The sequence below is a fragment of the Kitasatospora sp. NPDC048715 genome (assembly GCF_043198905.1).
GTDB lineage: Bacteria > Actinomycetota > Actinomycetes > Streptomycetales > Streptomycetaceae > Kitasatospora > Kitasatospora lactacystinica.
The window spans coordinates 517,493-539,830 of the sequence record NZ_JBICVH010000002.1 but is presented as its reverse complement, the minus strand read 5'-3'; the positions used below and the strand labels follow the sequence as shown (position 1 = coordinate 539,830).

Below are 22,338 nucleotides of genomic sequence, written 5' to 3'. Positions count from 1 at the left end.
GGCGGTCAACGCCGCTCTCGCACGACGGCGGCCAGGGCGGCCGGGGTGGAGGCGTCGAAGAACAGGTCGAAGGCGAGCTCGACCCCGAAGGCGGCGCGGATCCGGGCGGTGATCTGGATGATCGTCAGCGAGTGTCCGCCGTGGTCGAAGAGGTCGTCCTCGGGGCCGAGGCCGGAGACACCCAGGACCTCCTCCCAGATCGCCAGGACGCCCGCCGTGACGTCGTCGGCCTCCGCCGCTGCCGCGGCCCGCTCGCGCGGCGGGTCGGGCAGCGCGCGCCGGTCGAGCTTGCCGCTCTGGGTGAGCGGCAGGCGGTCGAGGGTGACGAACTGCCGGGGCACCATGATCGCGGGCAGGGTGCGCAGCAGGTGGTCCCGCAGGTCCGCGTCGGGCAGCGGTGCGCTGCCGGGAGCGGGCACCCGGTAGCCGACGAGGGCGGGTTCCCCCTCGGCCTGCTCGCGGACGGCGACGGCCGCCGCGGCGACGGCCGGGTGGTCGAGCAGCGCGGCCTCGATCTCGCCGAGTTCGATCCGGTGGCCGCGGATCTTCACCTGGTCGTCGATCCGGCCGTGGAACTCCAGTTCGCCGTCCCGCGTCCACGCCACGAGGTCGCCTGTGCGGTACATCCGGCCGCCGGCGAACGGGTCCCCGACGAAACGTTCCGCCGTCAGTTCGGGCCGCCCCCGGTAGCCGTCCGCGAGGCCGTCGCCGCCCAGGTGGAGCTCTCCGGGGATCCCGATCGGCACCGGGAGGCCGTCGGCGTCCAGGACGTACGCCCTGGTGTTGGCGACCGGCCGGCCGATCACCACGGCGTCCGGCTCCACGGGGACGTCGGCGCAGGTGGCGTAGATCGTCGCCTCGGTCGGGCCGTACCCGTTGATCAGCCGGCCGAGGGAGCCCCGGAGCTCGCGGGCCAGCGGGAGCGGCAGCGCCTCCCCGCCCACGATCCCGGTCAGCCCGGCCGGCAGGGGCCCGGCGCTGAGCAGCACGCGCCAGCCCGAGGGGGTCGCCTGCAGATGGGTCACGCCTTCCCGCCGGATCAGCCCGACGGTGCCCGGCGCGTCCAGGGCGGCGCCGTCCGGCGCGAGGACCAGCCGGCCGCCGGTGACCAGCGGCAGCAGGATCTCCAGCCCGGATATGTCGAAGGAGAGCGAGGTCAGGCCGAGCCAGACGTCCTGCGGTCCCGAGCCCAGCCGGTCCGCGAAGGAGGTCAGGAGGTTCACCAGGGCCCGGTGCCCGATCTCCACGCCCTTGGGCCGCCCGGTCGAGCCGGAGGTGTACAGCACGTAGGCGAGGTCGCCGGGCGGGGCCGGCTCCGCCCCCGGGGCCGTCGGTTCCGTGCGGCCGCCGCCGAGGCGCAGGACGGCCGGTGCCGCCGCCACCACGTCGGCGGCGGGCTCCCGGTCGGCGACCAGCAGGGCGGCGCCCGAGTCGGCGAGCAGGAACGCGAGCCGTTCGGCGGGGTGGCCGGGGTCGAGCGGCAGGTAGGCGGCCCCGGCGGCGTGCACCGCGAGCAGGACGGCGGGCAGGTCGGCGGAGCGCTCCAGGTGCAGGGCCACGACGTCACCGCTGCGGACCCCGGCCCCGCTCAGGACGGCGGCCAGTTCGTCGATCCGCTCCACCAGCGCGCGGTAGGTCAGCCGCTCGGTGCCCGCGCCGACGGCGACGGCGTCCGGCGTCTCGGCGGCCCGCTCCCGCACCAGGTCCAGCGCCGTGCGCCCGCGCGGGTAGGCGCGGGCGGTGGCGTTCCACTCCTCGGTCACCAGGCGCCGCTCGCACTCGCCCAGCAGCGGCAGGGCGCTCAGCGGCGTGTCGGGCGCGGCCGTCGCGGCCTCCAGCAGGGCCGTCCAGTGCCCGGCGATCCGGTCCACGGCGTCCGGCGACAGGACCGCCGGAGCGTACTGGAGCGAGAAGGCGAGCCCGTCGGCGGTGTCGACCGCCTGGAGGTGCAGGGTGTTGCGGGCGGCGCCGTTGAACACCGCGCGGTCCACCCGGACGGTGCTTCCCGGGAACACCGGGTCCGCGGCCGCGCCGCGCCGGTAGCCGAACGACACGGGGGCCAGCCCGGCGCGCGGCGTGAGGCCGCCGACCGCCGCGCCGAAGGGCACCGGACGGAACGGGTACCCGCCGCGGGCCTCGGCCCGCACGGCCCGGGCGAAGGCGGCGAAGGACGTCCGGGCGGTCACCCCGGCCGGTGCGTGCACCGGCAGCTCGTTGACGAACAGCCCGATCTCCCCGGCCTGTTCGGGGGTCCGGACGGACAGCGGCACGGCGACCGGGACGGCCTCGCCGCCGTAGCGCAGCAGCAGGGCGTGCAGGGCGGCGAGCAGGAACTCGAAGACGGTGACGCCGCAGCGCTCGGCGGCCTCGGCCAGGTCCGCCCGGCCCCGCGCGTCGATCCGCCACGCGTCGGACTCGCCGGACGCCGGGGCCGTGACGGCGTGCGGCAGTCCCGGGAGGACGGGCTCGGTCGCCGCGGCCCACCGCGGGCCGTACCAGTCGGCGGCCCGGCGGACGAGGTCGGGGTCGGGCGGGGAGAGGGGCGCGGACGGGATCCGGTCGGCGGCCGGGGCGGCCTCGCCCAGGGCCTGCCCGTAGGCCGCGGCGAGTTCCGCCACCAGGACGTCCTTCGACTCCCCGTCGAAGACCGCGTGGTGCACGACGGCCAGCAGTTCCGCCGCCTCACCGCTGCCGCGGTAGAGGGTGAACCGGGCCAAGGGGCCCGCCTGCAGGTCGAAGAGTCGTGCCGTCTCCTCGGCCAGCCGCTTCTCCCGGCCCCGCGCGCACTCCTCGGAGGCGTCGACCACGTCGAGGACCGGGGCGGGGCCGGGCTCCAGCACGAGGCCGCCGTCGCGTTCCACGAACACCCGGGACAGGGCGGGGTGACGTGCCGTCACCGTCGAGACGGCCCGGGCGAGGGCCTCGGCGTCGACCCGGTCGAAGGAGAGCAGGACGGGCATGTGGAACACCCCGTGCGCCTGGCCGAGGCGCTCGGTGAACCAGACGCCCCGCTGGAAGGGCGAGGCGGGCAGGGGGAGGGAGTGTGGCATGTGCGGCTCGATTCGGCAGTCGGTGAATGGCGCGTTCCCCGTGGCCGGGCGCCGACGTGGCCGGCACCGCGGATGCTCTGGCGACCCGGCCTCCGGGTGGCGTCCGACCGGCCCCCGGCCGGCCGACGGGCCGCTCCGGCCTCGACCCTCCCGGCCCGCAGATCCCCCCTGCGCACGACCGGTTCGGAGCCGGTCCTCTCCCCCGATGAAAAAGACCGATCTTGGTCCAGACCTGCCGAGAGGTTGGCAGAGATGCCCACCGCCGTCAAGGGTCGTCCACCCCGCTGACAAAGGCGTCATGAACGCGTCCAGCCTGCGGGAATGCCGTCCCGGGAGGCCTTCTGATCGTTCGTCATCGTCGTACCGCCCGCCGACCGGACCACGGGGCACCGACGGGCCCCGCGCCCTCGCCCGGCCGTGCCCCGCCCGGGGCGCGCCGCCCCGGCACTACCCCGGCGCTACCCCGGCGGGTCCGCGTGGCGGCGCGGAACCGCCCCGGGCCGGCGCCGGATCAGGCGAGCGGGCGGCAGAGCAGGGCGGCCGGGGCCCCGTACTGGAGGCGCTGCCAGGTGGAGGCGACACCGGCCAGGTACTCGCCGTCCGCGCACTGGCCCTTGTAGCGGCCCGGCGCCCAGTCGCTCGCCACCGAGCCGCCGGTCGCGGGCCGGTTGTCGCCCCGGTCGAACCAGAGGGTGCGGCCGTTCAGCGGCAGCGGGGCGGCCGCGGGTGCGCACAGCAGGGCGGCCATGCCGTTGCCGTGCACGCCGTAGCCGACCGCGAAGGTGCGGTCGGGGCACTGGAGCTTGTCGTAGCCGGACGCCCAGTCGCCCCCGGTGACGTAGCGCTCGTCGGTGACGGTGGTCCAGTCGCCGCTGCCGGCGGCCGGTTCGCCCGCGTCGGTGCACAGCGCCCGGCTGTCGCCGCGGGCGAGGGCGGTCAGCCGCTGGCCGTCCGGGCAGTTGCCCTTGCGGTTGCCCGGGCTCCAGTCCGCGCGGGCGAGCATCCGCCGGGAGAGGTCCTGGTCGCCGTGGTCGAGGGCGAGCATGTTCCAGTGGGTCACCGCGGGCACCGGGCCGCTCGCCGCCGGGGCGTCGATCAGCCTCGTCCAGTCGGCGGCCCGCCAGTCGCCGGGGTCGGTGAGGCCGGTGCGCCTGCCGTCGGGGCCGTAGGAGAGCAGCGCCCAGGTGTCCAGCGGGCGGCCGGCGGTGTCGGCCCAGCCGACCAGCGGCCAGACGGCGAAGTCGGTGTCCTCGCGGACCAGGATGTCGGTGAACGCGTGCAGCCAGGCCTGCTCCTTGGCGTCGGTCGAGCCCCGGCCGCCCGCGCCGAACTCGCTGATCCACACCGGGGCGGTGAAGTGCTGCCCGGCCCCGGTGACGAACAGCGCCTCGTCGTCCACCACCCGGGCGAGCTGCTCCGGGGTGAAGTCCTGGTAGCGCGGGTCGGCGGTGGATCCCGGGCCGCTGCCCGCACCGGTGTTGGCCGGGCCGGTGTAGGCGTAGAAGTGCGCGGAGTAGACCAGCTTGCCGGAGTCGATCAGGGTGTTGGAGAGGTTGCGCACCGGGGTGAGCATCGGGCGGCCGTGGCTGAACCCCGCGGCGGGGACGCCGTACCAGTTGATGCCCTCCATGACGACCAGCAGGTCCGGGTCGGCCTGGAGGATGCGGTTGCCCGCCTCCTCGAAGGCGGCGTACTCGTCGTGGGCGTCGCCGAGGCCCCAGTTGGGGTCGTCCCAGACGTCCCGGCGGACCTCGTTGCGCAGGTCGGCGCCGACCACCCGCTTGTCGGCCTTGTAGCGGTTCACCATGAACAGCCAGTCGTCCTCCCACTGCGCGGTCGACTGGCCGCTGTTCCAGCGCTCGTTGCCGTCCAGGCCGCAGCAGAAGCGGTAGCTCGTGGTGTGGTTGTTGAGGATCACCGCGAAGCCGTCGGCGGTGAGCGCGGCCACCACGGCGTCGAAGACCTGGAGCGGGGTCCGGCCGCGCAGCTCGGGGTTGGCGGCGACGGCGGAGTCCGGGACGGGGACGGTGTCGTGGATCATCGCGTTGGCGAACGGCAGCCGGATGCTGTTGACGCCGAGCCCGTGGAAGTCGGCCAGCAGCCGGGCCACCGGCACCCGGTCCAGACCCAGCGGGATGTTGTGCGACACCTGCCCGGCCTGGTTGTTCGCCGGATCGTCGGCGCTGCCGCTGCCCTGCCAGGTGCCCTGCGCACCGGCCCAGTTGGCGGACTTCAGCTTGAAGCGCTCACCGTTGGCGTCCACCACGTAGCGCCCGCGGGTGCTCAGCGGTCCGGTCCAGGACGCGGCCGGCCGGGCCTCCGGGCCGTCGTCCGGCGCCGCGACCCCGGGGCCCGCCACCAGGACGGCGAGCACCGGCAGGGCCGCGGCCAGGGCGAGCAGACGCGCCGCAAGACTCTTCATGATCGTCCCCGCTGTGGTGAGGTGGCTCGGGCCGTGACCGGGCGCACCGGCGCCGTCGACGGGGGACGACGATATGACGGAACCCCAGGCGCGGGAAGGGCGCGTGCCGTCCTCCCGGGGAAATCCGGGTGAACGTCAGCGGACGCGCCGCAGGGCGCGCCGCACCCGGGGGCCGCCGCGACGCGGCGGCGAGGACGCCGGCAAGCCGTCAGCAGCCGGGCACCCGCCGCGATCCACAGCAGCACCCGGCCGGGCGGGCGCAGCCAACCGGCGTCCGGCCGAGCGGGCCCAGCCAACCGGCGTCCGGCCGGGCGGGCGCAGCCAACCGGCGTCCGGCCGGGCGGGCGCAGCCAACCGGCGTCCGGCCGGACGTCGGCGGGCCCGGGCCGGCCGAAATCCCCCAACGGGCTCCGGACCGCCGGCGGGCTCCGTACCATCGACCCCACGCCCGTACGGCGACACCACTGGGGGGATCGTGCCGCCCACCGCACTGCGCGCCCCGGCACGGCTGATCGACCGCACGTTCGCCCGGGTCGCCGCCGCCGCCGTCGACGCCCGTACCTTCGACCGGGCCCTGATCGCCCGGGAGACGAGGTTCTGGAGCGATGTCGAACCCGCCGTCGCCGCCCTCGCCGCCCGCCCCGGGACGGGACGGGCACTGCTCGCCCGGCGGACGCTGCGGTGGATCGCCGACCACGACGCGGACCGCCACGACTGGGCGGCGGAGGACCCGGGCACGGCGGGGCTGCTGCTTCCCCCGCGGCCCGACGATCCGAGCCTGCCTTCCTGGGACGTCCGGGGCCACATCGCGCCGCCCTGGAGCCGGCCCCTCGGCGAGGACGCCCGAGCCGCCCTCTCCCCGTACGATCCGACGGACTGCCGGTTCCTCGGCCTCGAAGCGGAGTTCCGCCGGGACCGGCTCGACGCGGCCCTGACGGTTCAGCTGCCGCGCCGGTACGACGCCGGCGAACGCGTCCGTGCCGGGGCCCGGCTGGGCATCGAACTCGAAGCCGTCTCCGAGCTCTCCTTCACCAGCGGCAGCGGCCCCACCGGCGCCCTCACCTGGCACACCGGGAACGGCCGGGTCGAGGTGCTGGCCGGCGAGCACGGCCGGCTGGTCGCCGAACGCGCCGTCCTGAGGATCGGTGACGCCTGCTGGCACCTCAGCGAACCCGGCCGGGCCGCCCCCGCCGTGACACCCCGCCACCGCGACGAGCGCCGCCCTGAGGAGTGGCCGCTCGGCCCGGCCTTCGCCCTCGCCTTCCCCCACCACGCGAGCAGCCGGCTGGCCTCCGCGCTGGTACGGCAGGCGCTGGCCGGCATCTCCCGCGCCCGCCGGGTGGAACGGGTCGACCAGCGGCACATCCTCACGCTCTGCCGTGTCTTCGAGGGCGCCGGAACGGAACTGCTCGCCGCCGGCGCGCACGGCGGGCGGGCGTTCCGCCGGCTGATCCTGCGCTGGGTGGAACGCGGCGGGGAGCCGCTGACGGACTGGTTCGCCGGGATCCTCCACGTGAACAGCCGCGGCGGCCCCACCGGTGCCTGGGCCAGGAAGCTGGCCGTCGAGCTGGCCCTGCGTTCCGGCCCGCGACCGCCCGGGCCCTGGACCCCATCACCGGAGCTGCCCCGGGCGGCCGTCCTGCGGCTGCTGTCGGTCGACTTCGACGAGCGCCGGCACGAGCGCTCGGCCGCCGGGGCCACCGTCCAGTTCGCCGTACCGCCCACCGACGGCGGCGGACGCGAGGACGGCTGGGACCTGAGCTCGGTCGGCATCGACGGCCTCGACCGGCTCCGCCTCTCCCCCGGAGCCTTCGCCGGCCCCGACCGCCTCGAACCGCTCCGCCGACGGAAGCTGTCGCTGGAGTCGGGCTCCGCGCTCGCCCTGTCCTGGCACGACGGACGGGTTCCGGTGGCGTGGACGGGGTGGCCGACGGCGGTCGGACGGATCCGCGCGGTCGGCCCGGAACCGGTCGTCCCGATCGTGCCGCTGCCGGAGGAGCGGCGGCGCGGCACCACCGGCTGACGCCTCCGGACCGCTCCCCTGCCGAACCGGCCCTACGCCTCCTCCTCCGGGCCGTCCTCGCCACGCTGGTCCTCGGTGCGCCCGGCCCGCCAGTAGCCCATGAAGCAGACCGCGCGCCGGTCCATCCCCCGCTCGCCGACCAGGTGGCGGCGCAGCTCGCGGACCCCGGCCGCCTCCCCGGCGATCCAGGCGTACGGCCGGCCGCCCGGCAGTTCGGCGGCGCGCACCGCCTCGGTCAGGCCCGGCGCGCCGTCCCGGCGGTGGATCCAGACGGTCTCGACGCCGGCCCGGCCGGGCGACAGGTAGGCCTCCTCCCCCGGTCCGTCCACCTCGGCGAAGACCCGAACGGGAAGGTCCTCGGGCAGTTCCTCCAGGATGGCGGCGATGGCCGGCAGCGCCGACTCGTCCCCGGCCAGCAGCACCCAGCCGGGGTCAGCGGGCAGGGTGAACTCCACCCCGCCGGCCTGCTCGACGGCCGGCCCGTACACCACCACCCGGTCGCCCGGAGCGGCCCTGACGGCCCATCGGGAGCCCGGGCCGGCGTCCCCGTGCACGGCGATGTCGATGTCGATCTCGTCGGGCTCGCGGCGCCGGCCGCGGACGGTGTAGGTGCGCAGCACCGGGCGCACCTCCGGGGACATCTCCCGCCAGCTGTGGTACCAGCCGAAGTCGCCGTCGCCGGGCGGGATCAGCGGCTCGGTCTGGCCGGCGAGCGGCAGCAGCAGCTTGATCCGCTGGTCGAGGCCGCCGTTGACGAACCCGGTGAGGCTCGCCCCGGTGAGCGTGATCCGGACCAGGTGCGGCGTGAGGCTCGTGGTGCGGGCGACGCGCAGGGGGAAGAGCGCGAAGCGGGCGGGAGCGGTGACGGTGGACAGGGCGGGCTCCTTCCATCGGAACGGGCGGACGCCGCGGCCGCGCCGGTTCGCACTCTCCCGACGCCCACCGCAGCTTAGGTGAGGCTAACCTAATATTCCTGCCGCGAACACCCGCCCCGGGGACCCTCCCCGCCCCTTCTAGGCCTTCGTCCAGGCGCTCTCGCGCAGCAGCCGCAGGCCGTTGAGGCCGACGATGACGGTCGAGCCCTCGTGGCCGAGCACGCCCAGCGGCAGCGGGAGGGTGGCGACCAGGTCCCAGACCACCAGGACGGTGATGAACGCCGAGGCGATCACCAGGTTCTGCACCACGAAGGAGCGGGCCCGCCGGGAGAGCGCCACCACGGCCGGGACGGTGGCGAGTTCGTCGCGGACGATCACCGCGTCGGCGGTCTCCAGGGCGAGGTCGGAGCCGGCCCGGCCCATCGCGACGCCGGTGTGGGCGGCGGCCAGCGCGGGCGCGTCGTTGACGCCGTCGCCGATCACCAGCACCTTGCGTCCGGCCGCCTCCCGCTCCCGGACGGCGGCGACCTTGTCCTGCGGCAGCAGTCCGGCCCGGACGTCGGCGATGCCGACCTCGGCGGCCAAGTGGGCGGCGGCGCGCGGGTTGTCGCCGGTGAGCAGCATCGGCGCGGTGCCGGTCATCGCCCTGAGGGACGCGACGGTGGCGGCGGCGTCCGGGCGCAGCCGGTCGGCGAGGCCGAGCACGCCGACCGGTACGCCGTCCGCCTCGACCAGGACGGCGGTGCGCCCGCCCTCCTCCAACTCCGCGGCCAGCGCGGCGGCTTCGACGGAGGCGGCGTCGGTTCGCTCCAGGATCAGCCGGGCCGGCGCGCCGACCGCCAGGACCCGGCCGTCGACGGTGGCGGTGACCCCGACGCCGGGGGTGGAGGTGAAGTCCTCGGCGGCGGCCGGGGTCAGGCCGCGGGTGCGGGCGGCGTCGACGACGGCGCGGGCCAGCGGGTGCTCGCTGGGGTGCTCGGCCGCGGCCGCCAGCGCCAGCAGCCGTTCCTCGGAGAGGCCGGAGCCGGTGAGCGGCCGGAGGTCGGTGAGGCGCGGAGTGCCCTCGGTGAGGGTGCCGGTCTTGTCCAGTGCGACGGCGTCGACCTGGCCCAGACGCTCCATCACGACGGCGGACTTGATCAGGACGCCGTGCCGTCCGGCGTTGGCGATGGCGGAGAGCAAGGGCGGCATGGTGGCCAGCACCACCGCGCACGGGGAGGCGACGATCATGAAGGTCATCGCCCGGAGCAGCGAGCCGGTGAAGGCCGCGCCGAAGGCCAGCGGGACCGCGAAGACCGCGAGGGTGGCGGCCACCATGCCGAGCGAGTAGCGCTGCTCGACCTTCTCGATGAACAGCTGGGTGGGCGCCTTGGTCCCGGAGGCCTCCTCGACCAGCTGGACGATCCGGGCGATCACGGTGTCCGAGGCGTCCCGCTCGACCCGCAGCCGCAGCGCCCCGGTGCCGTTGAGGGTCCCGGCGAACACCTCGTCCCCGGTCTCCTTGACGACGGGCAGCGGCTCGCCGGTGATGGTGGCCTGGTCCACCTCGCTCGCGCCGTCGAGCACCCGCCCGTCGGCACCGATCCGCTCACCGGGCCGCACCAGCACGGTGTCGCCGACGGCGAGCTCCTCCGTGGGCACGGTCTCCTCGCCGCCGTCGGGCAGCAGCCGGGTGGCGGTGGCCGGGGCGAGGTCGAGCAGTCCGCGCACCGAGTCGGCGGTACGGGCGGTGGCCAGCGCCTCCAGGGCGCCGGAGGTGGCGAAGATGACGATCAGCAGCGCGCCGTCCATGACCTGCCCGACGGCGGCGGCGCCGAGCGCGGCCACGATCATCAGCAGGTCGACGTCGAGGGTCTTCTCCCGCAGTGCCTGGAGCCCGGCCCAGGCGGGCTCCCAGCCGCCGGTGGCGTACGCGAGGGCGTACAGCGGGCCCCAGGCCCAGGCGGGGGCGCCGGTCAGCTGGAGCGGCAGTGCGATCAGGAAGAGCACCGTCGCGGCGGCGGCCCAGCGGGCCTCGGGCAGCGACAGCACCCGGGTGCGCCGTCTCGGCGCGGTGTCCGGGCGTGGCGCGGCCGGGGGCGCGGAACGCCCGGTCAGGGTGGTGGTGGACATGGCGGGGGGACCCTTCGGGCAGGCCTGGGCAGGGCGGGGCCGTTGACTCGTTCACGATACATGAACATATGAAGGCTCGTTCATCTATGAGTTGTAGGATGGCCCGCATGGGTCATGGAGCCACCCCCGCCACCCCCGCCACCGCCGTCCCGCACACGCGCCTGGACGCGACCAGCGCTGCCCGGGTGGCCACCACCCTGCAAGCCCTCGCCACGCCCTCCCGGCTGCTGATCCTCTCCCGACTGCGCGAAGGCCCCTGCGCGGCCACCGAACTCGCCGCCGAGGTCGGCCTGGAGCAGTCCGCCTGCTCCCACCAGCTGCGCCTGCTGCGCAACCTCGGCCTGGTCATCGGCCGCCGCAACGGCCGGCAGGTCGTCTACGCGCTCTACGACAACCACGTCGCCGCGCTGCTCGACCAGGCCGTCTACCACATCGAGCACCTGCGCCAGGGGCTCAGCGACGCCGTCGACGCGCAGGACGCGGACGACGAGCACGAGCCGGTCGGCGGCGCCGCGCGCTGACGCGCGACGGCGCCCGATCGGACCTCAGGCGCGCGTTCCACCGCCGGGGTCGGGCCTCAGGTGCGCGCCCCGTCGGCCTCGGCCGACCGGCCGGAGACCACGGGGCCGACCCGGGCCTGACGGGCCAGCAGGTCGGCGAAGGCCACGGTGAGCGGATCGGGGCGGGTGCGGGTGTAGGCGGTGAGGGTCCGCAGGATCGGCGGGTCCGGGCGCAGCAGGGCGCCCTCGAACTGGGCCGGGACGATGTTGGCGGGCACCAGGGCGGGGCCGAGCCCGGCCGCGGCCAGCAGCGGGGCGGCCGAGGTCTGTTCGGCGCGGACCGCCGCCCGGGGGTGGAAGCCCGCCCGGGCGCAGACCTGGTCGAGCAGGTCGGCGAGGCCGTTGTCGGGGGCGTAGTGGACCCAGTCGCGGTCGGCGAGTTCGGTGAGGGCGACGGTCCCGGCGGGGCGTTCGGCCAGCGGGTCGTCGGCGGGCAGGACGACGGTGAACTCCTCGACGCCGAGCTCCCGGATCGGCCCCTCCCAGCCGCTCGGCACCGGGCCGATGGCGAGGTCGGCGCGGCCCGCGGCCATGGCCTCCCGGAGCGCGTCGGTGTGGGGGTACTCGCGCAGCCGGATCCGCACGCCGGGGTGGCGGCGGCGCCACTCCCGCAGCACGGGCGGCAGGATGCCGAGGCTGACGGAGTAGACGACGGCGACCTCCAGTTCGCCCTCCTCCAGGCCGGCCGAACGGCGGGCCGCCGCCTGCAGCCGCTCGGCCTCGGCGAGTGCGGCGCGGGCGTGCGGCAGGACCGCCCGGCCCATCGGGGTGAGCCGCACCGAGCGCGGCAGGCGCTCCAGCAGCGGGCCGCCGAGGGCGCCCTCCAGGGCGCGGATCTGGTGGGACAGCGCGGGCTGGGTGACGTGCAGCTGTTCCGCCGCACGGGTGAACGATCCGGTGTCGACCACGGTGGCCAGGTATTCGAGCTGTCTGAGCGTCGGCGTTGCCATGAACGGATTTTATCGCCGAGGTAGAAAACAAGCCTTGGACTCATCATTGCTGGTCGGGAGAGGGTCGTGCTGCGGCCGCCGCGGGAAGCAGCGAGCGGCCCGTTCCCCGATCATCCGAAGGAGTTCCACCATGTCCGACACCACCTCCCTCCGGGGGCAGCGGCTCGTCGTGGTCGGTGCCGGTTCGCGCACCGGGCAGGCCGTCGCCAAGTCCGCCTCGGCGGCCGGCGCCTCCCTGGTGCTGGCCGGCCCCGACCCCCGCAAGCTGGAGTGGACGGCCGGCGAGCTGTCCGGACCGTCCGAGGTGATCGCCCTGGACATCGCCGACGAGGCGTCGATCGCCGCCTTCGCCGCCCGGGCCGGCCGCTTCGACCACCTGGTCTCGACCGCCGCGATGCCGGCCAACGGCCCGCTGCGGGAGCTCGAAGCGGCCGACGTGCAGCGGGCGTTCGCGGCGAAGGTGATCGGCCCGCTGCTGCTGGCCAAGCACCTGGTCGGGCAGGTCTCCGAGAGCGGCTCGTTCACCTTCTTCTCCGGTGTGGCCGCGTGGCGCCCGGCGCCCGCGCGCACGGTGATGGCCACCACCAACGGCGCGCTGGCCTTCCTGGTGCAGGCGCTGGCGGTGGAGATCGCTCCGGTCCGGGTCAACGCCGTCTCCCCCGGCATCGTCGACACCGGCTCCTGGGACGGCCTGGGCGCCGACAAGGACGCGTTCCTGCGCGGGGTCGCCGAGCGCAACCCGGCCCGGCGCGTCGGCACCCCGGAGGACCTGGTCAAGGCCGTCCGCTACGCCATCGACAACCCGTACGTCACCGGCACGGTGCTGCACGTCGACGGCGGCGGCCGACTCGCCTGACCCGCCGGGCCGCCTGGCTACCGGGCTACCGGACCGCCGGACCGCCGTCGGCGGCATGACTCCCCCACCCCGGCCGGCCGGAGCTCCCGACCGGCCGACCACCCCCGCACGCCCCGAACCGCCGGCGTGCCCCCCGAACCGAGGAGCTGTTCCCATGCGCTCGCGCACCCTGATCCGTACCGCCGCCGTCCTCGCGGCGGTGGCCGGCCTGGCGGGCGGCACCGCCGCGGCCGCCCCCGTCCACGACAGCGGCCACCACGACTCCGCACGCGACTGGCCGCAGCGCCTGATCGACCGTTCGCCCGGCCTCGTCCAGCCGAAGGCGCTCACCGCGGACCGCTCGATCGGCGCCCGGCGCGCCGCCCAGGAGGTCCACCTGGCACAGCAGTTGTACACGTTCTGGAACACCGGGCAGCAGCGGTACCTGGACGCGGCGATCAGCCGGCAGTTCCGGGACAACACGCTGCCGCCGGGCCGCCCGCAGGGCCCCGCCGGGCCGGCCTTCGCCTCGAAGAACTTCCGCGCCGCGGTGCCGGACCTGACCTGCGAGCTGTCCGACCTCCTGATCAGCGGTGACAGGATCACCGCCCGACTGGTCTTCCGCGGCCACTTCACCGGCACCTTCGACGGCGTGCGGGGGCAGGGCCAGGACATCGAGTTCAACGCCATCGACATCCAGCACGTCGGGACCGACCGGATCACCGAGGACTGGCACATCGAGGACAACGCGACCCTGCTGGCCCAGCTGGGTGTCCGGGCCTGAGGCCGTACCGGGCCCGCGCGGGCCTGCGGGCGGTCACCTGGCGAAGGCCGTCACCACGTCGGTGAACTCGACCTGCGGCTCGTCCGCCAGGAGTTCCGGGAAGCGCGCCAGCAGGTCGGTCACGTAGGAGGAGGCGAGGCCCTCTCTTTCGGATCACGTCGGACCAGTGGGCGTCGTTGGAGTGCGTGCATCGGCGGTGCGGAGGAGGGAGTCCATGCGGAGCATCGGCGACCGACGACAAGCCGGCGAGGTGCGTGCTCCGGCGGCGACCGCCTGGCGTGATCCGAAAGAGAGGGCCTAAGTGGGCCTCGCGCGCCCGGCGGTCGGCGTACCGCTCCGTGACCAGGAACCGGCCGCCGCCCTCCTGGCGGCCCACCGCGTAGGCGAGCGCCCCCGGTTCCTCCCGGGTGCGCTCCGCAACCTCGCGCAGGGCGGCCGCGAGGGCCTCCTCCCGTCCGGTCCTGGCCTGCAGGATCGCCACCACCATGGTCATCGCACGTCCGCTCTCCGTCGGTTCCTCCGGTCAGGGCCCAGCCTGACGGGGAGCGGGCAGCCGCTCATAGTAGAAATGCGACAGGCCCTGCCCCAGCAGGGCCGTCGGGGGCCGGCCGGTGAAGTGCCGGAACTCCCGGACGACATGCGCCTGGTCGTAGTAGCCCGCCGCCAACGCTCCTGGCAGGTAACGGCGTTCGCCGGACAGCAGCAGCGTACGGGTGAGCCGCTGGAACCGGGCCACCCGCTGGAACGCCTTCGGACCCGCGCCCACCGCCGCCGGGAACGCCCGCTGCAACCGGCGAACGGTGACCCCGAGGTGCTCGGCCAGCGCGTCCACCCGCACCTCGCCGGGACGCCGGTGGACGAGCCGCACCGCGGCGTCCAGCCACGGGTCGGCCCGGTGGTGGGCGGCGAGCAGCTCGGCGAGCGCCCGGTCGAGGACCGCCGCCTGCTCCGCCGGCCCGGACGCCAGACACACCTGCTCGGCCATCCGCCGGGCCGGCGGCCCCCAGACCTCGGCGGCACTCACCACCCGGTCGGCCACCTCGTCGACCCCCGGCGCCAGGAAGTGCCGCAGGGCGCCGGCCCGGAACCGCACCGCCACGAAGCCGCCCCCGCCTCCCGCGAGACCGGCTCCCAGCGGGCCCCGCGGAGGCAGACCAGGTGCGCGGCGGGCAGCGGCACCGGCCCGGCCCCGTCGTCCAGGTGGACCCCGCCGGCCCAGTGGATCCACAGCTCGGCACCCGTTCCGGGCAGCAGCCGGGGCAGGTCGACGGGGCCTGCCCGGTACCACCAGTAACGGTCGATCCAGGGCCTCAGCGCCGGGCCCGGCACCGCGTGTTCGACTCGCACCCGTCCTCCCCCGCTCCCACCGCGGCCGCGCCCCGGTCACGGGCGCTCGGCGGCCACCGACGGTACCCGCCCGGCCGTCGGCCGTCACCCGGGTGCCGGGCCGTGGTGGCGGCGCCGTCCGGCGGCCAGCACCGTGGTCGGGGGGCGACGATCCGCAGGACGGCCGGCCAGGGACGGTGCAGATGAACGCGAACGACTCCGCTCCCCGCGTCGTGGTCGGCGTCGACGGCTCGCCGTCGTCGTACGCCGCGCTGCGCTGGGCGGCCCGGCACGCCACGCTGATCGGCGGCGTGGTGGACGCGGTCGGCGCCTGGGAACCCCCGAGCCACTTCGGCTGGTCGGCGCCCGTGGTCGACAGCGCCTTCGACCGGGAGCTGGCCGAGCGGCGGTTCGCCGAGGAGCTGCACGCCGTGCTCGGCGAGGACTCCCGGGTGCGGGTCCGCCAGACGATGGTCATGGGCGACCCCTCCGACGTCCTCCTGGACGCGGCCCGGGGCGCCGAGCTGCTGGTGGTCGGCAGCCACGGCCGCGGCGGCTTCACCCGTACCCTGCTCGGCTCGGTGAGCACCCACTGCGCGCAGCACGCCGCCTGCCCCGTGGTCATCGTCCGGGCCCCATGACGAGAGGAACACCGGACACCATGCCGTACATCACCGTCGGCCAGGAGAACTCCACCCCCATCGACCTCTACTACGAGGACCACGGCTCCGGGCAGCCGGTCGTCCTCATCCACGGGTTCCCGCTCGACGGGCACTCCTGGGAGCGGCAGAGCGCCGCGCTGCTGGACGCCGGGCACCGGGTGATCACCTACGACCGGCGCGGCTTCGGACAGTCCTCCCAGCCCACCACCGGCTACGACTACGACACCTTCGCCGCCGACCTCCACACCGTGCTGGAGACCCTCGACCTGCGGGACGCCGTGCTGGTCGGCTTCTCGATGGGCACCGGGGAGGTCGCCCGCTACGTGTCCCGGTACGGCTCCGGCCGCATCGCCAAGGTCGCCTTCCTGGGCTCCCTGGAGCCCTGCCTGCTGAAGACCGACGACAACCCTGAGGGGGCCGGTCCGAAGGACTTCTTCGACGGCATCGTCGCCGCCGTGAAGGCCGACCGGTACGCCTACTACACCGCCTTCTACCGGGACTTCTACAACCTCGACGAGAACCTCGGGAGCAGGATCAGCGCGGAGGCCGTCCGCAACAGCTGGAACGTCGCGACGAGCGGCGGCTTCTTCGCCGCCGCCGCCGCGCCGTCCACCTGGTACACGGACTTCCGGGCCGACATCCCGCGCATCGACGTGCCGGCCCTGATCCTGCACGGGACCGCCGACCGCATCCTGCCGATCGACAGCACCGGGCGCCCCTTCCACCGGGCGCTGCCCTCCGCCGAGTACGTGGAGGTCGAGGGCGCGCCGCACGGCCTGCTCTGGACCCATGCCGAGGAGGTCAACGCGGCGCTGCTCGCCTTCCTGGCGAAGTAGTGGCACCGCACGGACCGCCACCGCGCGCACCGCCACCGCGTGCACCCCGTACGCCCCGTCCCTGTCACCCCGTCCGGTCCGCCCCCGAGGAGTACGCCGATGACCGACCTCACCCGCCCGCACCTGCTCGCGGCCATCGAACTCGCCGCCTCCGCCCGCGCCCACGGCAACCACCCCTTCGGCGCGCTGCTGACCGACGCGTCCGGAGGCGTCCTGCTCACGGCCGAGAACAGCGTGCTGACCGACCACGACGTCACGGCGCACGCGGAGACCAACCTGGTCCGCCAGGCCTGCCGCACCCTGGCCCCGCACCAGCTCTCCGCGACCGTCCTCTACAGCAGCGCCGAGCCGTGCGCGATGTGCGCCGGCGCGATCCACTGGAGCGGCATCCGGAAGGTCGTCTACGCGCTCGCCGCCACCGAGCTGAACGCCATCGCGGGAGTGGACCCGGACGAGCCGGTGCTCGACCTGCCCTGCCGCCAGGTCTTCGCAGCCGGCGGCGGCACCGTGGAGGTCTCCGGCCCGCACCTCTTCGAGGAGGCCACCGCCGTGCACACGGGGTACTGGGGCTGACCGGATCGCCACCTTCCCCGGACGGCTTCTCCGCCGTCGAGCACGCGGCGGCCGCCGCGGAGCGGGAAACTTGACCCCGGACGCGCACCGACCCCGCAAGCCGAGCGGCAGGAGACGGCGATGAGCAGCACGCAACCCCTACCGGCGGAGACCTGGGCCTGGGCGGTGGAGCGCCCCGGGCCGGTCGGCGGGCCGGGACCGGGCCCACTGGTCCGGGAGCGGCGGCCGCTGGACGCGCCCGGCCCGCAGGAGGTCCTGGTCGAGGTGGAGGCCTGCGGGGTGTGCCGCACCGACCTGCACCTCGCGGAGGGGCACCTCTCCCCCAGGCTGGCCCGGTGCACGCCCGGGCACGAGGTGGTCGGGCGCGTGCTCGCGGCGGGGGCCGGGGTCGAGGGCTTCGCCGTCGGGGACCGGGCCGGGGTGGCCTGGCTGGCCCGGACCTGCGGCAGCTGCGGGTACTGCCGCAGCGGGCGGGAGAACCTCTGCCCCGCGTCGCGCTACACCGGCTGGGATCGGCACGGCGGCTACGCCGGGCACCTCACCGCGGACGCCCGCTTCGCCTACCGGCTGCCCGAGGGCCCGCCCGCCGAGGAGCTGGCCCCGCTGCTGTGCGCCGGGATCATCGGCTACCGGGCCCTGGAGCGGGCCGAACTCCCGGCGGGCGGGCTGCTCGGCATCTACGGCTTCGGCGCGTCCGCGCACCTGACCGCCCAGGTCGCCCTCGCCCGGGGCGCCCGGGTGGCCGTGTTCACCCGGGCCGCGGCGGCCCGGAGGCTGGCGCTGGACCTCGGCGCCGTCTTCGCCGGCGACTCCTACGACCCGCCCCCGCAACCGCTGGACGCCGCGATCCTGTTCGCACCGGTCGGCGAACTCGTGCCCGTCGCCCTCACCGCGCTGGACCGCGGCGGCACGCTCGCCGTGGCCGGCATCCACCTCACCGACATCCCGGCGCTGAACTACCAGCGGCACCTGTTCCAGGAGCGCTCCCTGCGCAGCGTCACCGCCAACACCCGGGCCGACGGGCTGGCCTTCCTGGCGGAGGCGGCCCGTGCCCGCCCGGTGGTCCACGTCAGCCGCTACCCCCTGCGCCGTGCGGACGCGGCGCTCGCGGACCTCGCCGCGGACCGGGTGACGGGGGTCGCGGTGCTCGTCGCGGAGTAGCGCACGGTGGTCGGCGTCCCGCACGCGATCCGGCCGCCCGACGCGCTCGGGCGTCGGGCGGCCTGGGGGAACGGCGGGGCCAAAGGGTTCAGAAGGTTCAGAAGGTGAGGTTCCAGGCGTCGATCGTGCCGGTGTCGCCGGAGGCGCCGTCCTTCACCCGGAGCTTCCAGGTGCCGTTCGCCGCACTCGCGGCGGCGTTGACGGTGTAGGTCTTGGCGACGTTGTCGGTGCTGTCGCTGTTCGGGAAGTCCTCCAGGAGGTAGACCGTGCCGTCGGGCGCGACCAGGGAGAGGACGAGGTCGCCGCGGTAGGTGTGCTTGATGTCCACGCCGACCTTGAGCGCCGCCGGGGCGTTGCCGCTGACGCCGGTGACGGTGATCGGGCTCTCCACCGTGGTGTTGTCGGGGATCGCCACGTCGGCGGTGTTCTCGAAGTACGTGCCGGTGGGCTGGGTGGCGCCGCCGACCGCCTTCAGCGCGTCGACCTGGCCCTCGCCGAAGAAGCCGTTGACGGCGGTGGTGCCGGTGCAGCGGCTGTCGGAGGCGGGGCAGGCCAGGTCGTTGGCCTGGCTCGCCAGCCGGGCCCGGATGTCCGCCGGGGTGAGCGACGGGTTGGTGCTCGCGATCAGCGCGGCCACCCCGGTGACGTGCGGGGAGGCCATCGAGGTGCCGCTCTTGGTGCCGTACTTGCCGCCGGGCAGGGTCGAGTAGACGCCGGTGGCGCCGTCGCCGCCGGGCGCCGCGACGTCGATGACGCCCTGGCCGAAGTTGGAGTAGGAGGCCTTGCCGCTGCCGCTGCCCGTGGCAGCGACGGTCACCACGCCGGGGAGTTCGGTGGGGATGTCGAGGCAGGCGTTGCTGATGGTCCGGGTGACCTTGGTGGAGTCGTTCGGGCTCTCGCTGTCGGTGGTCTTGTTGGCCAGGTCGTAGTCGGAGTTGCCGGCCGCCGCGACCTGCAGCGAGCCCTTGCCCTCGGCGTACTCCTGGGCGCGCTTGACGCCCTCGATGATGGCCGCCTGGTCGAGGTCGTTCGGGCAGTTGAACTGCCAGGGGTCGGTGTAGTAGCTGTTGTTGGTGACCTTGAAGCCGTGGTCGCCGGCCCAGACGAAGCCGCAGACGGTGTTCTCGGCGTAGAAGAGGGTGCTGGTCGGCTCGGCGATCCGGACCGAGGCGATCTTCACGCCCGGTGCGACGCCGATGACGCCCTTGCCGTTCTTCGCGGCCGCGATGGTGCCGGCGACGTGGGTGCCGTGGGTGTCCACGTCGCGCCAGGCGCCGGTGCGGGTGTCGGGCTTGCCGTAGGCGCAGGAGGCCGAGTCGGCGGCGTCGAAGTTCGGTGCGAGGTCCTGGTGCTGGTCGTCCACGCCGGTGTCGAGCACGCCGACCTTGACGGTCGGGGAGCCGGTGGTGACCTTCCAGGCCTGGTCGGCCTTGACCTGGGTCATGTCCCAGCGGTTGGACTCGGTGAGCGTGGTGGCCGCCTGGGCGGGGTTGGCGGGCAGGGCCGGGTTGTAGGCGTCGGCCGGCACGTCGGAAGTGCGGGTCGCGCCGACCTGCTGGATGCCGGTGACGGTCCGCAGCGCGGCGGCGAAGCCGGTGCTGGTGGAGTGGGCGACGATGACGCCGATCGCGTCGTAACTCGCGAAGACCGTACCGCCCTTGGCGGCGACGGCGGTCTTGGCGGCGGCGATGTCGGCGGGGGCGCTGATCACCAGGTAGGCGCGGGTGCCGGCGGCCCAGCCGGCCGCGGTGCCCGCGACGGCGGGGGCCTGGGCGGCGGAGGCCTGGGCGGCGGGCGCGGAGACGGCACCGGGGACGGTGGGGGTGGTGGTCGTGGTGGCGGCGGTCGCGAACGCGGTGGGGGTGGCGAGCGCCATGGCCGAGAGCACGGCGAGGGCTGCGGCCGGGCGGCCGAGCCGCCGGGATATCAGGGGTGACACGTGTCCTCCTAATCGGCCCGTGCGTGAGGGGGATCGCACGGGAATTGAAGGAAACATGCCAGATTGGGCTGGACTTGGGGAAGACTTTACGCCCGACGACTTCTCACGGAGACGTTACGTTTTGATGTCGCGGGGTCCGCGGCGCCCCAGGTCGGGGGTGCGCGGCCAGCCGCGGGGCACCCGGCAGGGCCTCCCTCGCGATGGGTCCGGCGGGGCCGATGAACGGCCGGGCGGCGTCCGTCGGTTCACGAAGCACTTCCGCGTCGGCACAGGGCTCGCCGGCGATGAAACAGACCCTGAACTCCAAGCCGTACAGCCGCACTCGGACCTTCGTCCTGATCCAGAGCGAGAACAGGTCCGCGTCGCCGCGGCTGGAGCGGTTCTGCGGTGTGCGCCGCAGGGCTGTTCACCCTCGGCGGCGGCGCCCTGGCTGCCTACCGCACCGTGTGCTCCACCGAGAACCGGGCCGGCCAAGCCGTCCTCGAACGCCTGCAGCGCGAACCCGATCTCACCCCCGAGGCGCTCGCCGCCGACCTCGGCCTGCGCCCGGCCGCCGTCCGGCTCAGCCTTCACCGACCGGCCACCGCCCGCCAGCTCCCCCAACAGCCCTTCCCGATTCGGGATGCTGACCAGATGTGACCGAGTGCCCCGGTTGGCGGGGCTGAGCGCTTGGTGACGAGTCCGTGCCCGGCACCCGTGCGCTTCCTTCGGGGCTGTGATCGCACTTTCGGGCTCGGGTGCTGCCGAACGGTTAGCCAGGGGCCGCCGGTGTGAACCGGCGGTGTGTCAGCTCGGTGGGCAACCGCGACCCCGCCCGTGTGACCGACAGTGACGGAAGGCGATCCCTCGCCGAGAGAACCTCTTCCCTTTTCTGGAGTTGATCGTGACATTCCCACTGTCGGAGGTCGCCGACCGGCCGAGCTCAACGCACGGACACCATGCCGGTTCGTCCGGGCGTCGGAGCCGGGTGGCGGCCGTGGCGGCCGCCGTGTTCTGCGCTACGGCCGTCGCCCCGCTGGCGCTGCCCGCGCCCGCCCACGCACAGGGCACCTGCACCGTGTCCGGCCCCACCACCACCTGTACGTTCGCCTCCACCGGCGCCGAGCAGACGTTCACCGTGCCCGGCGGTGTCACGCAGGTCGACGTCACGGCGATCGGCGGGGCCGGCGGCGTGGAGGACAACGGCGTCGGCGGCGGCCGTGGCGCCCAGGTGTCCGGCACCCTCACCGGGCTCTCCGGGGGACAAACCCTCTACGTCGAAGTCGGCGGCACCGCCACCGGCGGCGCCCAGTGCGCCGGTAGCGCGCAGTGCACCGGCGGCTTCAACGGCGGCGGCAGCACCCACTTCGGCGGAGGCGGCGGCGGCGCCTCCGACGTCCGTACCCAGCCCAGCACCACGCCCCTCACCACCACCGACTCCCGCCTCATCGTGGCCGCGGGCGGCGGCGGAGCCGGCTGGGCCGGCCAGTGCACCGGAAGCCCGGGCGGAGACGCCGGCCAGCCGGGCACGGACGCGACCTGCAACGGAGGACACGGCGGCGGGGCGGGGACGTCCACCCAGGGCGGGGCCGGCGGCACCGGCGGGGGCGGGTTCTACGGCGGTGGGCCCGGCACGCTCGGTACTGGCGGCACCGGAGGCGGCCCGGGCGCCTCCCTGACCGGCGGTGCCGGCGGCGGCGGCTACTACGGCGGAGGCGGCGGCGGCAACATCAACCCCTTCATCAGTCCGAGCGGCGGCGGGGGCGGAGGCGGCGGAGGCTCGTCGCTCGTCCCCGCCGGCGGCACCGGCCCCACCGCCACCAGCGCCGCCCCGAGCATCACCATCAGCTACACCACCCCGGGCAAGCCCGTGAAGACGGCCCTGACCGCGATGCCCTCCCGCACCCGGGTCGGCGCTCCGGTCGTGCTCAGTGACATCGTCTGCCCGGCCAGTACGACCGCCACGACCAGGCCGACCGGCACGGTCACGTTCACCGACACCACCACCGGCACGACCCTCGGCACCGGACGCCTGTTCCTCTCCCTCGGCAACTGCGCAGCGGCCGGGACCGTCACCGCCTTCCGCACCACCGGCACCCACACCATCACCGCCGTCTACAGCGGCGACACCGTCTACCAGGGCAACAGCACCAACCCCGAGACCACCACGGTGACGGTGACGGCCTGAGAACACCGCAGAGCGCCGGCCCCGCTGCGAGGCGGGGCCACGCACCGCGGTATCGCGCCCAGG

The 22,338-nt window shown here is 75.2% G+C and carries 17 protein-coding genes and 1 pseudogene; 10 read left to right on the top strand and 8 right to left on the bottom strand.

Translation table 11 applies throughout. The features are described 5' to 3' along the window. Positions 1-5 precede the first annotated feature (5 nt). Together ACGFSC_RS06135 and ACGFSC_RS06130 are read right to left on the bottom strand one after the other, a co-directional pair. Positions 6-3,050 (bottom strand): amino acid adenylation domain-containing protein, encoded by a 3,045-nt coding sequence (locus ACGFSC_RS06135; RefSeq protein WP_359898393.1) that lies wholly within the window; start codon positions 3,048-3,050, stop codon positions 6-8. A 511-nt stretch (positions 3,051-3,561) separates the two neighbouring features. Continuing rightward, on the bottom strand, positions 3,562-5,472 hold the full coding sequence (locus ACGFSC_RS06130) for a cellulase family glycosylhydrolase (protein ID WP_359898392.1): 1,911 nt from the start codon (positions 5,470-5,472) through the stop codon (positions 3,562-3,564). A gap of 475 nt (positions 5,473-5,947) precedes the next feature. Between ACGFSC_RS06130 and ACGFSC_RS06125 the strand changes: the two genes are divergently transcribed. Next, complete coding sequence (locus ACGFSC_RS06125) at positions 5,948-7,495, top strand: hypothetical protein (RefSeq protein WP_359898391.1); 1,548 nt, start codon at positions 5,948-5,950, stop codon at positions 7,493-7,495. Positions 7,496-7,527: 32 nt separating this feature from the next. Here ACGFSC_RS06125 and ACGFSC_RS06120 read toward each other — a convergent pair whose 3' ends face one another. Continuing rightward, positions 7,528-8,328, bottom strand: coding sequence for a siderophore-interacting protein (locus ACGFSC_RS06120; protein ID WP_359898443.1), 801 nt, complete (start codon positions 8,326-8,328; stop codon positions 7,528-7,530). A 180-nt stretch (positions 8,329-8,508) separates the two neighbouring features. Continuing rightward, positions 8,509-10,482 (bottom strand): heavy metal translocating P-type ATPase, encoded by a 1,974-nt coding sequence (locus tag ACGFSC_RS06115; RefSeq protein WP_359898390.1) that lies wholly within the window; start codon positions 10,480-10,482, stop codon positions 8,509-8,511. Positions 10,483-10,589: 107 nt separating this feature from the next. Here ACGFSC_RS06115 and ACGFSC_RS06110 point away from each other — a divergent pair, with 107 nt between their 5' ends. After that, positions 10,590-11,003: a metalloregulator ArsR/SmtB family transcription factor gene (locus tag ACGFSC_RS06110; RefSeq protein ID WP_359898389.1), complete on the top strand. Its 414-nt coding sequence runs from the start codon at positions 10,590-10,592 to the stop codon at positions 11,001-11,003. Between the two features lie 56 nt (positions 11,004-11,059). On the opposite strand, the gene ACGFSC_RS06105 is transcribed toward ACGFSC_RS06110, so the two are convergent. Beyond that, entirely contained in the window at positions 11,060-11,992 is a 933-nt protein-coding gene (locus ACGFSC_RS06105; protein WP_359898388.1) for a LysR family transcriptional regulator, read from the bottom strand. Between the two features lie 130 nt (positions 11,993-12,122). Between ACGFSC_RS06105 and ACGFSC_RS06100 the strand changes: the two genes are divergently transcribed. Beyond that, complete coding sequence (locus ACGFSC_RS06100) at positions 12,123-12,848, top strand: SDR family oxidoreductase (RefSeq protein WP_359898387.1); 726 nt, start codon at positions 12,123-12,125, stop codon at positions 12,846-12,848. Positions 12,849-13,002: 154 nt separating this feature from the next. Next, the gene (locus ACGFSC_RS06095) at positions 13,003-13,611 is read left to right on the top strand and encodes an ester cyclase (protein WP_359898386.1); all 609 of its coding nucleotides are present in this window, start codon (positions 13,003-13,005) and stop codon (positions 13,609-13,611) included. 310 nt (positions 13,612-13,921) lie between these two features. Here the strand turns inward: ACGFSC_RS06095 and ACGFSC_RS06090 are convergent. Both ACGFSC_RS06090 and ACGFSC_RS06085 read right to left on the bottom strand, forming a co-directional pair. Beyond that, positions 13,922-14,098, bottom strand: a pseudogene (locus ACGFSC_RS06090) (putative quinol monooxygenase); the annotation flags it as partial. Between the two features lie 36 nt (positions 14,099-14,134). Next, positions 14,135-14,710 (bottom strand): AraC family transcriptional regulator, encoded by a 576-nt coding sequence (locus ACGFSC_RS06085; protein WP_359898385.1) that lies wholly within the window; start codon positions 14,708-14,710, stop codon positions 14,135-14,137. 430 nt (positions 14,711-15,140) lie between these two features. Between ACGFSC_RS06085 and ACGFSC_RS06080 the strand changes: the two genes are divergently transcribed. From ACGFSC_RS06080 to ACGFSC_RS06065, 4 genes are all read left to right on the top strand, one after another. Continuing rightward, positions 15,141-15,578: a universal stress protein gene (locus tag ACGFSC_RS06080; protein WP_359898384.1), complete on the top strand. Its 438-nt coding sequence runs from the start codon at positions 15,141-15,143 to the stop codon at positions 15,576-15,578. Positions 15,579-15,598: 20 nt separating this feature from the next. After that, positions 15,599-16,435 carry an alpha/beta hydrolase gene (locus tag ACGFSC_RS06075; protein ID WP_359898383.1) on the top strand — a complete coding sequence of 279 codons (837 nt, stop codon included), beginning with the start codon at positions 15,599-15,601 and terminating at the stop codon, positions 16,433-16,435. A gap of 99 nt (positions 16,436-16,534) precedes the next feature. After that, positions 16,535-17,008 (top strand): nucleoside deaminase, encoded by a 474-nt coding sequence (locus tag ACGFSC_RS06070; protein WP_359898382.1) that lies wholly within the window; start codon positions 16,535-16,537, stop codon positions 17,006-17,008. Positions 17,009-17,128: 120 nt separating this feature from the next. After that, complete coding sequence (locus tag ACGFSC_RS06065) at positions 17,129-18,169, top strand: zinc-binding alcohol dehydrogenase family protein (protein ID WP_359898381.1); 1,041 nt, start codon at positions 17,129-17,131, stop codon at positions 18,167-18,169. 97 nt (positions 18,170-18,266) lie between these two features. Here the strand turns inward: ACGFSC_RS06065 and ACGFSC_RS06060 are convergent, their stop codons facing one another. Then, positions 18,267-20,057 (bottom strand): S8 family serine peptidase, encoded by a 1,791-nt coding sequence (locus ACGFSC_RS06060; RefSeq protein WP_392862608.1) that lies wholly within the window; start codon positions 20,055-20,057, stop codon positions 18,267-18,269. A 438-nt stretch (positions 20,058-20,495) separates the two neighbouring features. On the opposite strand from ACGFSC_RS06060, the gene ACGFSC_RS06055 reads away from it, so the two are divergent. Together ACGFSC_RS06055 and ACGFSC_RS06050 are read left to right on the top strand one after the other, a co-directional pair. Beyond that, positions 20,496-20,747 carry a hypothetical protein gene (locus ACGFSC_RS06055; protein WP_359898379.1) on the top strand — a complete coding sequence of 84 codons (252 nt, stop codon included), beginning with the start codon at positions 20,496-20,498 and terminating at the stop codon, positions 20,745-20,747. 337 nt (positions 20,748-21,084) lie between these two features. Then, the gene (locus ACGFSC_RS06050) at positions 21,085-22,275 is read left to right on the top strand and encodes an Ig-like domain repeat protein (RefSeq protein WP_359898378.1); all 1,191 of its coding nucleotides are present in this window, start codon (positions 21,085-21,087) and stop codon (positions 22,273-22,275) included. Positions 22,276-22,338 lie beyond the last annotated feature (63 nt).

Excerpts from the sequence above, each read along its gene's own strand:
- ACGFSC_RS06130 (WP_359898392.1), bottom strand. The coding sequence starts at position 5,472 with ATGAAGAGTCTTGCGGCGCGTCTGCTCGCCCTGGCCGCGGCCCTGCCG.
- ACGFSC_RS06080 (WP_359898384.1), top strand. The coding sequence starts at position 15,141 with ATGAACGCGAACGACTCCGCTCCCCGCGTCGTGGTCGGCGTCGACGGC.
- ACGFSC_RS06070 (WP_359898382.1), top strand. The coding sequence starts at position 16,535 with ATGACCGACCTCACCCGCCCGCACCTGCTCGCGGCCATCGAACTCGCC.
- ACGFSC_RS06095 (WP_359898386.1), top strand. The coding sequence starts at position 13,003 with ATGCGCTCGCGCACCCTGATCCGTACCGCCGCCGTCCTCGCGGCGGTG.
- ACGFSC_RS06135 (WP_359898393.1), bottom strand. The coding sequence starts at position 3,050 with ATGCCACACTCCCTCCCCCTGCCCGCCTCGCCCTTCCAGCGGGGCGTC.
- ACGFSC_RS06065 (WP_359898381.1), top strand. The coding sequence starts at position 17,129 with ATGAGCAGCACGCAACCCCTACCGGCGGAGACCTGGGCCTGGGCGGTG.
- ACGFSC_RS06100 (WP_359898387.1), top strand. The coding sequence starts at position 12,123 with ATGTCCGACACCACCTCCCTCCGGGGGCAGCGGCTCGTCGTGGTCGGT.
- ACGFSC_RS06110 (WP_359898389.1), top strand. The coding sequence starts at position 10,590 with ATGGGTCATGGAGCCACCCCCGCCACCCCCGCCACCGCCGTCCCGCAC.
- ACGFSC_RS06105 (WP_359898388.1), bottom strand. The coding sequence starts at position 11,992 with ATGGCAACGCCGACGCTCAGACAGCTCGAATACCTGGCCACCGTGGTC.
- ACGFSC_RS06115 (WP_359898390.1), bottom strand. The coding sequence starts at position 10,482 with ATGTCCACCACCACCCTGACCGGGCGTTCCGCGCCCCCGGCCGCGCCA.
- ACGFSC_RS06075 (WP_359898383.1), top strand. The coding sequence starts at position 15,599 with ATGCCGTACATCACCGTCGGCCAGGAGAACTCCACCCCCATCGACCTC.